Annotated in this window: 9 protein-coding genes; 4 read left to right on the top strand and 5 right to left on the bottom strand. The window is 63.5% G+C overall.

Going from position 1 to position 15,939, the window contains the following annotated elements:
• Nucleotide 1: 1 nt before the first annotated feature.
• Together GGR90_RS00290 and GGR90_RS00285 are read right to left on the bottom strand one after the other, a co-directional pair.
• Nucleotides 2-1,498, bottom strand: a complete 1,497-nt coding sequence (locus GGR90_RS00290; protein ID WP_167918356.1) for a carotenoid oxygenase family protein — start codon at nt 1,496-1,498, stop codon at nt 2-4.
• Nucleotides 1,495-2,424: an NAD(P)H-dependent flavin oxidoreductase gene (locus GGR90_RS00285; protein ID WP_245198321.1), complete on the bottom strand. Its 930-nt coding sequence runs from the start codon at nt 2,422-2,424 to the stop codon at nt 1,495-1,497. Before GGR90_RS00285 ends, GGR90_RS00290 begins: the two co-directional genes overlap by 4 nt.
• A 154-nt stretch (nt 2,425-2,578) precedes the next feature.
• Between GGR90_RS00285 and GGR90_RS00280 the strand changes: the two genes are divergently transcribed.
• A complete protein-coding gene (locus GGR90_RS00280; RefSeq protein ID WP_245198320.1) occupies nt 2,579-4,879 on the top strand; it encodes a TonB-dependent receptor in 2,301 nt (766 codons plus the stop codon).
• A gap of 101 nt (nt 4,880-4,980) precedes the next feature.
• Nucleotides 4,981-5,913, top strand: a complete 933-nt coding sequence (locus GGR90_RS00275; RefSeq protein ID WP_167918350.1) for a winged helix-turn-helix transcriptional regulator — start codon at nt 4,981-4,983, stop codon at nt 5,911-5,913.
• Nucleotides 5,914-5,916: 3 nt separating this feature from the next.
• Here the strand turns inward: GGR90_RS00275 and GGR90_RS00270 are convergent, their stop codons facing one another.
• From GGR90_RS00270 to bglX, 3 genes are read right to left on the bottom strand one after another with little or no spacing between them, the layout of a single operon-like run.
• Nucleotides 5,917-7,146, bottom strand: a complete 1,230-nt coding sequence (locus tag GGR90_RS00270; RefSeq protein ID WP_342449860.1) for an MFS transporter — start codon at nt 7,144-7,146, stop codon at nt 5,917-5,919.
• Nucleotides 7,147-7,187: 41 nt separating this feature from the next.
• A complete protein-coding gene (locus GGR90_RS00265; protein WP_167918346.1) occupies nt 7,188-8,753 on the bottom strand; it encodes a sulfatase family protein in 1,566 nt (521 codons plus the stop codon).
• Nucleotides 8,750-11,068: a beta-glucosidase BglX gene (gene bglX / locus GGR90_RS00260; RefSeq protein WP_167918344.1), complete on the bottom strand. Its 2,319-nt coding sequence runs from the start codon at nt 11,066-11,068 to the stop codon at nt 8,750-8,752. Before bglX ends, GGR90_RS00265 begins: the two co-directional genes overlap by 4 nt.
• 275 nt (nt 11,069-11,343) lie before the next feature.
• Between bglX and GGR90_RS00255 the strand changes: the two genes are divergently transcribed.
• Complete coding sequence (locus tag GGR90_RS00255; RefSeq protein WP_167920729.1) at nt 11,344-14,349, top strand: TonB-dependent receptor; 3,006 nt, start codon at nt 11,344-11,346, stop codon at nt 14,347-14,349.
• 71 nt (nt 14,350-14,420) lie between these two features.
• On the top strand, nt 14,421-15,923 hold the full coding sequence (locus GGR90_RS00250) for a glucoamylase family protein (RefSeq protein WP_167918342.1): 1,503 nt from the start codon (nt 14,421-14,423) through the stop codon (nt 15,921-15,923).
• Nucleotides 15,924-15,939: the final 16 nt, after the last annotated feature.

Raw genomic sequence — 15,939 nt, 5'->3', positions numbered from 1 at the left:
CTCAGGTGGCCAGCACGCAGTTTGCACCCATGCCGATATCGTCGCCGTTCGCCCAGACCGTGTGCGTGCCCGAGCAGATGCGTTCGGGCAGGATGATCCGGCACACCGGTCCTGCCGCAACATTCTTCGCGTCGATCAGCACGCATTCGGAGCGGTCGGTTTCGAGGTCGGCGATGAAGGAGACGAGATAGCCGTCGTCCTCGTCCTTGGCGTCGATGCGCGGCGCGAAGGGCGCCTCGCTGCCGAAGCGGCCGGGACCGAATTCATAGGATTCGCTGGTGCCAGCATTCAGGTCGTGTTTGACCAGCCCGCGGAACAGGAACCAGCCCGGCTCGGGGATCGCGCTGTACGCGTAGCGATAGGGCTTGCCCGCATAGCGGTGGTTGAACATGCCGAATTCGAGGTCGCGGTCGTCGAGCCGCTCTTCTCTCGTCTCGCCGGTCTTCAAATTGAAGCGCCAGCGGTGAAGGCGCGGCTTGAGCAGCCCTTGGTCGAGATAGGCCATCATCCGCTCCAAGCCCTCTGGGGCATTGGGATAGGACTTCGGCATCGGCTCTTCCTGATAATAGCCGTCGAGGATGATCTCGTCTCCTTCCTCCCACGCGTTGAGCCAGTGCAGCGTGTAAGTCGCCTCGGCCGTAAACCAGCGGATGTCCTCGGGCTGGCCGTGCCGCGGGATGATCGCGAAGCGCGTCTTTTCGTCGGGATGGAACTGGACGACGTGCAGGTTCCGCTCGAGCAGCTCCTCGTTCCAGTAGAGCGGCATGTCGTTGAGGATCGTGTAATTTTCGGTGAACGCCATGTCGTGCGGCAGCCGCGGGCCGGCGAGCGGGACGGGGATATAATGCTTCAGCCGGTTGTCCGCGCCCACGACGCCATAGTGCATGTAGGGCGCGTGCTTCGAATAGTTGAAGAACATCAGCTCGCCGGTCGCGAGGTCGACCTTGCAATGCGCCGAAATCCCGTCGAGCGGTACCCAGCTTTCGGTGCCGAACTGTTCGAGTGTGAAGGGGTCGAGCCGGTACGCCTCGCCGCACTGGTAGAAGGTCGAGATGATCTTGCCCGCATGGATCGCGACGTCGGTCGAGCTTGAATCCTTCAGCCACTCCTGCGCGCCCCAGCCGTGGCGCGTCGATTTGTGCGGCGGCTCCATTAGCCCCGCCCACAGCGAGCGGCCTGCTTCCTTTTCGGCCTCGAACCCCTTGGTGCGAACGAAGCGGCTGCGATAGCTCGCGCGGCCGTCCTTGAAGCTTATCGCATGGATGAAACCGTCGCCGTCGAAAGGATGATAGCGGCCGATCGGCTCGTGGATTTGGTTTTCGCCGGTGCGTACATAAACACCGTCGATGTCGGTCGGGATATTGCCGATGACCTCGGCATCGCCATCGGCGAAGATCGCGTTCCACTCATTGTACGTCGGACGCCACGCGTCCTTCATATAGGGGTGGTCATTCGGCTCGATCGTGGTCCGGATCGTTTCGACGAGTTCGGCGGTCATGCGATGACTCCTTCGGTGGGGGCAAAGCGCGGCCGCGTTGCGGCCGCATCATATTCTCTAACGAGTCGGGAAACGATATCCGCAACAGGCTCGATGCCGCGAACCGCGCCGACGCCCTGTCCGGCGGACCAGACATTTTTCCACGCCTTCGCATCGTCCTGCGCGTCCGAGAAATTCGGCCGCTTGTCCTCGGGCATGTTTGCGGGGTTATAGCCCGCGGCGATCAGGCTCGATTTCAACCAGTTGGCGGTCACACCGGTGATACCTTTTGAAGGCACAATGTCCTCGGCGCCCGCCGCGACGACCATCGCCTTATACGCCGGCACGGCCATGCTTTCGGCGCAGGCGATCAGCGAGGTTCCAAGATAAGCGAGATCGGCTCCCAGAATTTCGGCGGCGCGGACCGCATGGCCGGTCGAGATCGCGCCGCCGAGAACGAGCGGCCCGTCCCAGAACTGCCGTACTTCTTCCACGAAGGCGAAACCTGCGGTTGCGCCGGTATGCCCGCCCGCGCCCGCAGCGACGAGCACGAGCCCGTCGACCCCGGCGGTAGCTGCCTTGCGCGCGAAGCCGACCGAATTGACGTCGGCGAACACCAGTCCGCCATAGGCATGGATTTCCTCGACGACGCGCGCCGGACTGCCGAGCGCGGTAATCACCAGCGGCACCTTGTGGCGCACGACGCAGGCGAGGTCTTCTGGCAGGCGGCTATTCGACGGATGGACGACAAGGTTGACCGCCCACGCCGCAGCTTCGGGATCGTTCGACAGCGCCGCGTCGATCCGGCTCACCCAATCATCGAGGTCGGCCGACGTCCGCGCATTGGGCGATGGAAAGCTGCCGATCACGCCCGAGCGCGATGCGGCGATCACCATTTCGGGACCCGAGACGAGGAACATCGGCGCGGCGATTGCCGGCAGCCGCAAATTGCGCGTCAACGCTCGTGGAAGGCCGTTTTTCGGCACTGTTGTGCTCTCCTGAATTATCTCACTTGCATAACGATACTTAAAGACGATAAGAGTCGCAAGGCCAGAAAAACATCGCGGGGCAAACCCGACGATGGTGGGAGGGAGAGAGATTATGAAGACCAGCTTTGCCGTGCTGTTCGCCGCGAGTGCGCTCGCTACGCCGGGAATTGCTTCCGCACAGGATGCCGCGTCCGCCGAGAGTGCTAACAAGGATCAGGGCGGGCTCGAAGAAATCATCGTCACCGCGCAAAAACGCGCCGAGGGTCTCTCCGACGTGCCGATCTCGATCTCGGCGGTCAGCGGCAAGCAGGTCGAAAGCTATGGCCAGACCAATCTCGAACAAATCTCCTCGTCGGTGCCGAACCTCAAGATCACTCAGACCGCGATCGCCAACCGCATCGCGATCCGCGGCATCGCCTCGGGCGACAACAAGGGTTTCGAACAGTCGGTCGCGATGTTCGTCGACGGCGTCTATTACGGCCGCGACCAGCTGTCGCGCCTGCCGCTCGTCGACATGGAGCGCGTTGAAGTGCTGCGCGGGCCCCAGCCGACCTTGTTCGGCAAAAATGCGATCGCGGGCGCGGTCAACATCACGACGCGCAGCCCGACCGACGAGTTCGAAGGCTCGGTGTCGGGCCTCTATGAATTCAACCACAAGGAATTCCAGCTCACCGGCGTGCTGTCGGGACCGCTCAGCGACGGCATCGAGGCGCGCGTCGTCGGCTATCACCGCTCGATGGACGGCTATTTCTACAACCAGGAACTCGATCGCAACGAGCCGAACGTCGATGAATATTATTTTCGCGGCAAGCTCGAACTCGATCGCGGGGGACCGTTCGCGGCCGAATTGAAACTCGAATATGCCGACTTCGAAATGAAGGGGCAGCCGCGCGACGTGTTCGGCGCGGTCGGCAATTATAACGCCGTCTTCCAGGGGCCCTTCTTCGTCAGCACCGACCCCGATTATGTCCGCGAGGACAATGGGTATGAGAGCAAGAACAAGGTGTTCGGCGCGACGCTCAACGCCGACCTCGAAATCGGCGAGCACACGCTGACCTCGGTCTCGTCGCTGCTCGATTACAAGACGCGCGAGATCGTCGACGTCGATTTTTCGGGGATCAGCTTTCTCGACGGCACCAATTTGCGCGAAGATTATCGCCAGTTCAGTCAGGAACTGCGGCTGGCGTCGCCCGGCGGCGAGGCGTTCAATTATATCGCGGGTGTCTATTATCAGCACGCCAAGCTCGACGTTCAGGACTTCACCCTGTTCAACCCGACCTTTCTCGCGCTGGGACCGCCGTTCAGTGCGCTCGGCGATACCAGCAACGACCGCGATTATGCGCAGAAATCGGACCTGGTCTCGGCTTTCGCGCAGGGCGAATTGTCGGTCACCGACCAGCTTCGCGTTACGGCGGGCGCGCGCTTCAACCATGAGAAGAAGAGCGGCAGTCGTAGCCTCGCGATCGTGCAGGGACCGCTCAGCACCGCGCCCGCGCCGGTCGTCGCGGCGGTGTTCCGCGCGCTCAATATCGAAGCGCACAGCATATCGGGCAAGATCAGCGAGGACAGCTTCAATCCGATGGTCAACATCCAATATGACGCGACCGATGACCTGATGCTCTACGCTTCCTACGCCAAAGGCACCAAGGCGGGCGGCTTCGACATCCGGTCGAACTCGCTGCCGACCTCGACCACCGTCGCCAAGCCGGGCGCGTTCGAATTCGAAGATGAAAGCGCCGACAATTTCGAGGCCGGCCTCAAATACAAGGGCCGCAACGTCGCGTTCAACCTCTCGGTCTATCGCACCGATTACAAGGATCTTCAGGTCAATATCTTCGACGGCACGCTCAACTTCAACGTCCGCAACGCCGCCGAAGCGCGCACGCAGGGGGTCGAGGCCGACTTCCGCGCCGCGCTCGCGCCCGGGCTGACGGTCAGCGGCGCGGTCGCCTATCTCGACTTCAAGTTCAGCAACTTCACCGACGGGCAATGCTATTATCTGCAGACGCCGGGCGCGAACGGCTTCTGCGACTATTCGGGCAAGCGCAACGCATTGAGCCCCAAATGGTCGGGCAACCTCAATGTCGATTACACCACGCCGGTGACGAGCGACATGAAGGTCGCGTTCAACGTCAATGCCGACTTCTCCTCCTCCTATATCGCCGCGGCGAACCTCGACCCGCGTACGCACCAGGACGGCTATGTGAAGCTCGGCGCGCGCCTCGCACTGGCCGAGGTCGACGATCGCTGGGAGGTCGCGCTGATCGGCCGCAACCTTACCAACCAGCGCATCCTGCAAACGGGGAGCTCGATGCCGCTCGCGACCACGATCACCGGCAATGCGGGCAACGCCTATAATGGCATCGTCGACCGCCCGCGTACGATCGCGGTGCAGTTGACGGGCCGTTTCTGACGGACCGAGCGCGTCGAATGCCGTTTCAATTCCGGCGGGCTTTGTCCTAAAGACGTCATCCCGGCGAAAGCCGGGATGACCGTATGGAGCCGGGGTAGCCTTTGAAACACGACCGCACCATCAGAGCCTGCTCGATCTGGCGCGCGCTCGATATCGTCGGCGACGTGCCCGTCCTCTTGCTCATGGAACAGGCATTCCTTGGCATTCACAGCTTCGACGAATTCGTCGCGCGCACCGGCCTCGCGCGCTCGGTGGTCAACGGCCGGCTCAAGAAGCTCGTCGAAGAGGACTGTCTCGCCAAGGTGCCCAAGAAGGGTGGGCGCGGCTTTCATTATGTGCTCACCCAAAAGGGTCGCGACCAGTTCCCGAACGGCCTGATGATGCTGCGCTGGCAGCATGAGTGGGAAGCCGACAGCCGTGATTTCCAGGTCCGGCTCCACCACGCCACCTGCGGCCATGCGACCGAACCGGTGCCCGCATGTGCGCATTGCCACGCCGAGATCGACCCGCGCGACGTCGACTGGCGCGAGGGGCCGGGGCTCGCGCAGGTCGTTCCGCATTACGAGCGCCGCCGCTTCAACGGCGAGGTCGGCGCAGGCCGTCCCGGCGGCCGCCCGCTCGTCGATACGATGATCGAGCTGTTCGGCGATCGCTGGGCGACGCTCGTCGTCCGCGCGATGTTCACGCACATCAATCGCTTCGACGACATCCAGCGCGATACGCTGATGGCGACGAACATATTGACCGGCCGCCTCGAACGGCTCGTGCGACAGGGCATTTTGAAAACCGTGCCCTATTCGAGCCACGCCGACCGGGTCGAATATCGCCTGACCGCCAAGGGCCGCGATCTTTATCCCGTCCTGCTCGCGCTGTTGCAATGGGGCGATAAATGGTTTTCCGACGAGCGCGGGCCGCCGGTGTTGCTGACGCATCGCCCGTGCGGCCACGACCTCCACATGGTCGCGGCGTGCAGCCATTGCGGCGACGAACTCGAGCTGTCGAACAGCCGCTTCACGATCGAAGGGGCGGGATGACGCTCAGGGCAGCAAGCGGCCCTCGTCGCGGCGCGGCATGGGCGCGACGAAGCGCAGCACGAGCGCGGAGAGCAGAAGCCAGCCGGCGGAGCCGAGGATCGCCGCGGGCAAGCTGCTGAGGTCGGCGACCAGCCCGAGCGTATAGGCGCCGAGCGCCATCGCGCCGAAGGTCACCGCCTGATAGATCGACAGGCAGCGCCCGAGGATCTCCTCGGGTGAGCGGAGCTGCATCGCGACGTTGAGCGTCGTCAGCGTCGACACCCATGCGCCGCCCGCCACGAAGGCGGCGATCATCAGCGCGGGGAGGCCGGTCGCGACCGCGACCGGCAGCATCGCGGCGGCGAAGATCAGCGAGGCGGTGGTCACCACGCGGTCGCTGCCCCAGCGCCGCCGCGACGAACCGACCCACAGCGCGGCAAAAATCGATCCCGCCCCGAAAGCGGCGAGGCACAGGCCATAGACGATTTCGGTCCCGTGCAGCCGGTCGCGGACGAGCGATGGAAGCAGCGCCTGAAACCCCGCCGCGCCGAAGCCGAAAGCGAAGCCGCGGATCAACACGCGGCGCACCGGGTTCGAATGCGCGCAGAAACTTATGCCCGCCGCGATCGCGGTCAGCATCGGCGTCCGGCGTGGCGGCGCCGTTTCGGGATGCCAGCGCAGCAGCACGACGATCAGCGCGACATAGCTCAGCGCGTTGAGCCCGAAGGCCGCCGCGGTGCCGACGATCGCGACCAGCATCCCGCCGAGCGCGGGCCCGACGCTGCGCGCGAGGTTGAACGCGATGGTGTTGAGCGCGATCGCCTGCGGCAAATCCCTAGGCCCGACCTGCAAGCGCACCGACGCCTGCCAAGCCGGGCCGTTGAGCGCGGTGCCGCACCCGACCGCCAGCGTGAAGAAGAGCAGGGTGAGCGGCGTGATCGCATCCATATAGGTCGTAAGCGTCAGCGCCGCCGAGACGATCAGCATCCCCGTCTGCGCCGCGAGCATCACGCGCCGCCGGTCGAAATTGTCGGCGATCGCCCCCGCGAAGATGCCGAGCAGCATCACCGGAATCGTCGTGCTCGCCGCCACCAGCGCGATCAGGAGGTGCGAGCTGGTCAGCTCGGTCATCAGCCACGCCGCCGCGACCGACTGGATCATCGATCCCATGTTCGACGCGAGGTTGGCGATCCAGATCGCGCGAAATGCCGGGTAGCGAAAGGGCGTAAACGCGGATGGCGGTTCGGGGCTCACTCCGTTCCGCCTACCGCCCATCAGTCCTCATCGCAACCGGGTCAGGAGATGGCGGGCCCGCTCGTATCTTCATATTCGCGGCGCAGCTCGACGAGCCGCCGCTTCATCGCCGCGATCGGCGCCTTCATCGCCGGGTCGCCGATCCGGTTGTCCATCTCGTGCGGATCACTCTTGAGGTCGTAAAACTCCCACGCGTCGAGCCCCTCGCCATAGAAGCGCACAAGTTTGTACCGCTCGCCGCGCACGCCGTAATGCGCGCGCACCGAGTGGAATCCCGGAAACTCGTAATAATGATAATAAACGTCCGTGCGCCAGTCGCGCGGGGTGCGGCCGGCGAGCAGCGGCGTCATCGAACGGCCCTGGATCGTCGCCGGGCCCTTCACGCCGGCATAGTCGAGGAAGGTCGGCGCATAATCGATATTCTGGATCGGCGCCGCGACGCGCGTGCCCGGGCGGATATGCCCCGGATACTGGATCAGGAACGGCGTGCGCATCGATTCTTCATAGATGAAGCGCTTGTCGAACCAGCCATGCTCGCCCAGGTAAAAGCCCTGGTCGGAGGTGTAGACGACGATCGTGTTCCGATCGAGGCCGCTTTCCTCCAGATAGTCGAGCACCGCGCCGACGCCTTCGTCGACCGCCGCGATCGTGCCCAGATATTGCTGCATGTAACGCTGATATTTCCACAGCGCGAGGTCGCGATCCGAAAGCTTTGCGTCGTTCAGCCGGTCGTTGTCGGCCTGCATCGCCGCGTCCCACTCGGCCTGCTGCGCGTGCGTCATCCGGTCGAACGCGCCGGGCCAGCGATTATAACGCAGCTGCGCCGACCCTTTCGCGACCGTCATCTTGAGGTCGTGCCCCTCATACATGTCGCGATAGATATTCATTTCCTGCGTGCCGGCGGCGATGCGGCCGCGGTAATCGTCGAAATAATTGCCCGGCACGGGAAAGGTCACGCCCTGATATTTCCGCACATGGCGCAGCGCGGGCATGAAATTGCGGTGCGGCGCCTTGTGGTGGATCAGGATCGCGAAGGGCTTCGATTTGTCGCGCCCGGTCTTCAGCCAGTCGAGGCTGTACTGCGTGATCAGGTCGGTCGCATAGCCTTGGGCGATGCTGCGCCCCTTCGGCGTGATGATGTCGGGGTTATAATATTCGCCCTGATCGTCGAGGACCTTCCAGTCGTCGAAGCCGATGCCTTCGGGCGAGCGGTTGATGTGCCATTTGCCGAACATCGCGGTCGCATAGCCCGCTTGGCCGAGCGCGCGCGGCCAGACCCAGACCTTGTTGTCGAACCGCTGGCCGTTCTGCGTAAAGCCGTGCGCGTGGCTCTGGCGCCCGGTCAGCAGCGTCGCGCGGCTGGGGCCGCAAAGCGAATTGCCGACGAAGCTCTGCGTGAAAATCGCGCCATTTTTCGCGATGCGGTCGATATTGGGCGTCGGCGCGAGCTTCGACAGCGGCGAGCCATAGGCCGAGATCGCCTGATAGGCGTGGTCGTCCGACATGATGTAGACGATGTTCGGGCGTGCGGCCGGCTGCGCGCCCGCTGCGGCGACATAGGCGAGCGGGAGCGCGAGCGCGACGGGAAGGCGAAACCGTATCGTCATTCGGTCAGCTCGAAGCTGGCTTCGTGCCCCTCGGCCGACGACGGCCCGATCCACAGCTTGAACTGGCCGGGCTCGCTGCCCCGGCTCATGTCGGCGCGCGTGAAGGCGAGGTCGGCGTCGGTCAGCGTGAAGCGGACCGTCCGCTTTTCGCCCTTCTTGAGGCTGATCTTCTCGAACCCTTTCAGTTCCTTGACCGGCCGCGTCACCGATCCGACGAGATCGCGGACATAGAGCTGTACGACCTCCTCGCCGTCGCGCGCGCCGCTGTTCGTCACGGTAACGCTCGCCGTCAGTGTCTCGCCGGGGCGGATCTTCGCTCTGTCGAGCGTCACCGGCGAATAGGAAAAGCTCGTATAGCTGAGGCCATAGCCGAACGGATAGAGCGGCGTGTTAGGCGTATTGAGGTAGCGCGATACATATTTCGCATTGGGGTCCGCCGGATTGATCGGCCGCCCGGTGTTCTTCATGTCGTAATGGATCGGCACCTGCCCGACGGTGCGCGGGAAGGTGACGGGCAGCTTGCCCGACGGATTATAGCGGCCATAGAGGACATCGGCGATCGCGTGGCCGCCCATCGTGCCGGGATACCAGGCCTCCAATATCGCATCGACATGGGCGTCGGCCCATTCGATGCTGTTCGGCCGCCCGCTCATCAGCACGAGGATGATCGGCTTGCCGGTCTTCTCGAGTTCCTCAAGCAGCGCCTGCTGGTTGCCGGGCAGGTCGAGCGATGTGCGGCTCGCCGCCTCGCCCGTCATGTCCCAGCGTTCCCCCATCGCCGCGATGATCACGTCCGATTTCTGCGCCAGCGCGATCGCTTCGGCGAACCCCTCGGTCTTGCCCGCGTCCGCGAACGCATAGCTCGCGCCCTTGGCATAGGTGACGCTCGTCCCCTTTGGCGCGCCCGCCTGCAGCCCCTCGAGCAGGGTCGCCGGCCGCGTCTTGCGGTCGCCCGCCGCCGACCAGCTGCCGATCATATCCTCCTTGCTGTTGCCGAGCGGGCCGATCACCGCGATCGACTTCGCCCCCGCGGCGAGGGGAAGAACATTGTCCTTATTCTTCAGGAGAACGATCGACTTGCGCGCGACGTCGCGCGCGGCCTCGAGGAACTCGGGCTTGTAGACCGTCGCCTTCTCGCGCGCCTCGTTGGAATAGCGATAGGGGTCCTCGAACAGGCCGAGGCGGTATTTCATCTCGAGGATCGCCTTGACCGCGGCGTCGATCTTCTTGATGTCGACCTTGCCCTCGGTGACCGATTTGGCGAGATTTTCCATATAGACCGCGCCCTGCATGTCCATATCGACCCCGGCGTTGATCGCCTGCTCGCCCGCCTGTTTCAGATCCTTCGAATAACCGTGCGGGACCATTTCGTTGATCGACGTGTAATCGGTTACGACAAAGCCCTTGAACCCCCATTTGTCGCGCAACACCTCGGTAAGCAGGTAGCGGTTGCCCGATGCCGGGATCCCGTCATATTCGTTGAAGCTGGTCATGAAGGTCGCGGCGCCCGCATCGGCCGCGGCCTTGAACGGCGGCAGATAGACGTCGCGCAGCGTGCGTTCCGAAATATCGACCGTGTGATAATCGCGCCCGGCCTGCGCCGCGCCATAGGCGGCGAAATGCTTGGCGGTCGCCAGGATCGTGTCGGGGCGCGACAGATCGTCGCCCTGATATCCGCGCACGCGCGCCGCGGCGATCAGGCTGCCCAGATAGACATCCTCGCCGGCGCCCTCCGACACGCGGCCCCAGCGCGCGTCGCGAGCGATGTCGACCATCGGCGAAAAGGTCCAGTGAATGCCCTCGGCCGACGCTTCGGCTGCCGATATTCGTGCCGCCTTTTCAATTGCCTGAAGGTCCCAGCTTGCCGCTTCGCCTAGCGAGATGGGGAATATGGTGCGGTGGCCGTGAATGACGTCATAGCCGAAGATCAGCGGGATTTTGAGCCGCGTGCCCTCGACCGCCATGCGCTGCAACTCGCGCGTATATTTGGCGGTATAGGCGTTGAAGATCGCGCCGACCCGGCCGGCGGCAATATCGTCCTTATAGCCTTCGCGCATCGTCGGACCGGTCGATTCCCAGTCGCTGGTGAGCAGGTTGAGCTGCCCCACCTTCTCGTCGAGCGTCATCTTCGCGATCAGCTCGGCGATGAAGCGGTCCATCTTCGGATCGGGGCGCATCCATCCCGCGGCATCGACCGGCGCCTGCGCGCTCGCGCTCGCCGCCGGCTTCGCGAGCAGCGGCGCGGGGGCAAGCTGCCCGGCCACCATCAGGGTGGCGAGTGTAAGGGATGTGAGGTTGCGCGGCATCGGCGGCATGATTCGTCCTTCCCGGTCGGGTTTGCTTATACATTGTCACGCGGATTGGCCGAATTTCGACTGAAAACCGGCCGGTCCCCGATCATATCCATCTGTGTCGCTTCCCCCTATACAGCTATCGTGAAACCGGTTACAAATCAAAAAACAACGACGCGATTTCCCGCGACTCGTCGCTGCACCGGAGGCAAGGCCGGTCGGCGAATCAGGCGAGGGCGGAAACAGTCGGGGGCACAAAAAGGGAGGATGCCGTGAAGCTTTCGCATGAATTTGAGACCATGACCACGCGCCGGTCGCGCACGCGCCGGCTCGCCGCGGCGCTCGCATGGAGCAGTGCCGGCGCCGCGCTGGCGATCGGTGTCGCAACTCCTGCGCACGCCCAGGTTTCGAACGCCTCGCTTCGCGGCACGGTGAAAGCCGAAGGCGGCGTGTCCCAAGTCACCGCGATCAACGTCAACACCGGCCTGACGCGTAGCGTCGCGGTGAGCGCGAACGGCAGCTACAATATCGCGTCGCTTCCGGTCGGCACCTATCGCCTCGAACTGACGACGCCGGACGGCGTGCGGCGGACCGATGAGTTCACGCTATCGGTGGGGCAGAGCGCGGTGCTCGATTTCGACTTCTCTCAGCCCGACATCGCCTCGGCCGAAAGCGACGCGATCATCGTCACCGGCACGCGCATCCGGTCGCTGGAAGGCGGCGAGGTCGGCTCCAACATCACCCAGCGCCAGATCGAGGTGCTGCCGCAGAACAACCGCAACTTCCTCGCCTTCGCCGACCTCGCGCCCGGCGTGCAGTTCGTCACCGGCGGTAATGGGCAGTCGCGCCTGCAGGGCGGCGCGCAGGACAGCCGCAGCGTCAACATCTTCATCGATGGCGTCGGGCAAAAAGACTATGTCCTGAAGAACGGCGTCACCGGCCAGGATTCGACGCAGGGCAACCCCTTTCCCCAACTCGCGGTCGGCGAGTACCGGGTTCTCTCGTCGAACTACAAGGCCGAATTCGACCAGGTGAGCTCGGTGGCGATCACCGCGGTGACCAAATCGGGCACCAACGAATTCCACGGCGAAGCCTTCATCGACTATACCGACCAGAGCCTGCGCGACGCGCGACCGAACGAACTGACAACGTCGAAGGTCAAGACCAAGGATTTCCAGTTCGGCGGCGCGCTCGGCGGTCCGATCATCAAGGATATGCTGCACTTCTTCGTGACCTATGAAGGCAAGCGGCAGGAAAATCCGGTCGATGTCCGGCCGGGCCTCAACCTGCCGGTCAGCTATTTCCCGTCGGAATATCAGGGGGTTTTCGGGCCGACCAACGCGACCTTCAATGAGGATCTCTATTTCGGCAAGCTCAGTTTCCAGCCGTCGAACAGCGACCTGATCGAGGTGTCGGGCAAATATCGCAAGGAAAGCGGCGAATTTCTGTCGAGCGGCATCAATGCGCGCAGCACGATCAGCGCGCAGGATGTCGAGGAACTGCGCGTGACCGGCCGCTGGGAGCATACGGCGGACAATTGGATCAATGATTTCAAACTGACCTATGAGGACGTCAAATGGGCGCCCACACCGGTCGAATTCGGTAATGCCTTCCTCTTCGCCTATGCGGGCCCGTCGCCGACCAATCCGCAGCCCGGCGTGGTCGTCCGCGGCGATTTGCTGCGCATCGGCGGCGGCGGCAACTATCAGAACAAGGGCCAGAAAGGCTGGGGCGTCCAGAACGATTTCACCTGGACCGGGTTCGAAGGCCATACGATCAAGGTCGGCGCAAAGGCCAAATGGGTGGAGCTCAACACACTCCAGCTCGGCAATTTCAACCCGCTCTATACCTATAATACCGCATTCGACCCCGGCGGCGGCTTCAACGACGATGTCCCGTATCGCCTTCAGTTCGGCGCCCAGACCGGCAACGGCAGCCCGATCGTCAATTCGAAGAATTTCCAGTTCGGCATCTATATCCAGGATGACTGGGAGGTTACCGACCGGCTGACGCTCAACCTTGGCGTGCGCTGGGATTATGAGCGGACTCCGGCCTATCTCGATTTCGTCCACCCCACCGATGCGGTGAATGCGGTGTCACCGGCCAATTATCCGAACCTGATCAACGCCAATTACAGCATCAACGATTTCATCTCCACGGGATCGGAGCGCAAGGCGTTCATGGGGGCTTGGCAACCGCGCATCGGCTTCAGCTACGAACTCGACGACGAGGCGCGCTATGTCCTGTTCGGCGGCTTCGGCCGCTCGTACGACCGCAACCAGTTCGACTTCCTGCAACAGGAAATCAGCGTCGGTTCCTATACTACCCGCACATTCAACTTCATTACCGGCGATCCCGAGAACAGCTGCGTGCCCGGCCCGACCTGTGTTGCCTGGGATCCGATCTACCTGACCGAGGCGGGTCGCCAGCAATTGCTCGCGGGTGCCGGGCCGGGCGGCGGGCGCGAACTGCGTTTCATCGACAACGACCTCAAGGTGCCCTATTCGGACCAGTTCAGCTTGGGTTTCCGTGCTCGCGTGACCCCGCTGTTCGAAGCCGAAGTCGGCTATAGCCACATCGAAAGCAAGGATGGTTTCGCCTATTTGCTCGGCAACCGCCGCCCCGACGGCACCTTCTTCCCGCCCGCGCCGGCGTCGCCGGGTTCACCCTTCGGCTTCGCCCCTCCGGGTTTCGGGTCGATCATCATCGGGACGAATGGCCTCAAAACAAGCGCGGATTCGGGCTATCTCAAGCTCGTGAAAAATTACACGGCGGCGTCGCCGTGGAGCTTTGCGGCGACCTATACCTATACCGAGGCCGAGGAGAATCGGAACTTTGGCGAGGTTTTCAGCCTCGATTTCCCGTCGCTCGACGATTATCCGATCACGCGGTCGAGCGGGGTGCGCAAGCATCGCCTCGTCGCGACGGGGTCGGTCGATCTGCCGATCGGCGTCACGCTGTCGGGCAAATTCCAGATCGCGTCGCCGCCGTACCTGAAACGCTTCATCGACGTCGGCGGCGCCAATCCGTCGCGCAACGTCATTTCGAACGAGGCCGACGGCAACGGCGATCGCTGGGGTTTCCGCCAGATGGACATCGCGATCACCAAATATATCCCGTTCCGCTTCATCAGCGAGGAATCGCGTCTGCGGCTTCGCGTCGACATTCTGAACCTGTTCAACGACCGCAATTATGTCGATTATAACAATGATCCGACGTCGCCTGACTATCTGAGCATTTCGGGCAATGGCGTTGGCGGAAACCCGCCGCGAACGGTAAAGCTTTCGGCCGGTTTCTCTTTCTGACCGGCTGACCAGGCGCCCGGCTTCGCACCCCCTCCCGCGGGCCGGGCGTCTCATTTTTTCTGGAGTAGTTCATGTCGTTTCGCAGCGGGGTCCTTTTTCTGCCCCTGATCGCGCTGGCCACCGCCTGCACCCCCGGTCCGGCGCCCACCGCCGCCGCCCCTGCGCCCACGCTGGCCCCGATGACCGAGGCCGCCTTTTCGGAAGAGCTGACCGAGCGCACGTTCCGCTATTTCTGGGACACCACCGATACCGAAAAATGCCTTGCGCCCGATCGCTGGCCGAGCAATCCCTTTTCGTCGATCGCCGCGACCGGCTTCGCGCTCACCGCTTATGGCATCGGCGCCGAGCGCGGCTATGTCACGCGCGCCGAGGCGGCGGAGCGCACGCGCGATTGCCTGCGCTTCTACTGGACCGCGCCGCAGGGGCCGGCCCTGACCGGGATGGCGGGCCACAAGGGCTTCTTCTACCATTTCCTGAACAATGAGGACGGGACGCGCCGCGGCAAGACCGAGCTGTCGACCGTCGACACCTCGCTGCTGCTCGGCGGCGTGCTGTTCGCGCAAAGCTATTACGACGCCGACACGCCCGTCGAGGCCGAGATTCGCGACCTCGCGGAGAAAATTTACGCCCGGGTCGATTGGACCTTCGTCCAGCGCGAAAACAGCCGGATTCCGTCGGCCAATGGCGGCGGGCAAAAGGCGATCGCGATGGGCTGGTATCCCGAACGCGGCGAAGGCGGCGATTTCGGCACGCACGATTGGGTCGGTTATAATGAGGGGATGCTCGTTTACATCCTCGCGCTCGGTTCGCCGACGCACCCCGTCGGCAAGGATGCGTGGGACAAGGGCTGGGCAGCCGACCTCGAAAAGGATTGGGGCAGCTACTACGGGCAAGAGCATCTGCAGTTCGAACCGATGTTCGGGCACCAATACAGCCATGTCTGGGTCGATTTCCGCGGCATCCGCGACGATTTCATGCGCGGCAAGGGCATCGACTATTTCGAGAACAGCCGCCGCGCGACGCTGGCGCAGCGCGCCTATGGCACCGACAATCCGAACAAATGGTCGGGTTACAGCGCCGACATCTGGGGCTGGACCGCGTCCGACGGGCCGGGCTATTCGAAGGGCAAATATAGTGTCAACGGCACGCCGCGCAGCTTCAACGGTTATATGGCGCGCGGCGTCAGCGCGGTCCGCGTCGTCGACGACGGCACGATCGTCCCGACCGCGGCGGGCGGCTCGGTCGCCTTCGCGCCCGAAGTGGCGATCCCCGCGCTGATGGCGATGCGCGCGCAATATGGGCCCAGGCTCTATACGCGCTATGGTTTCAAGGACGCGTTCAATCCCAGCTTCACCTTCTCCGATTTCGGATCGAAATCGGGCGCCGTCGATCCCGTCCACGGCTGGGTCGCGAACGACTATCTCGGCATCGATCAGGGACCAATCCTCGCGATGATCGAGAATCACCGCAGCGGGCTGGTGTGGAAGGTGATGCGCAAGAATCCGCATATCGTCCGCGGCTTGAAGCGCATCGGCTTCACCGGCGGCTGGCTGGATCGGGCCAGGCCAGAGTGAACAACTCCGTCATCCC

This window comes from Sphingopyxis italica (genome assembly GCF_011926545.1).
Taxonomy (GTDB): Bacteria; Pseudomonadota; Alphaproteobacteria; order Sphingomonadales; family Sphingomonadaceae; genus Sphingopyxis; species Sphingopyxis italica.
Note: the sequence above shows the minus strand (reverse complement) of the source record. Positions and strands in the feature narration are given on the sequence as shown.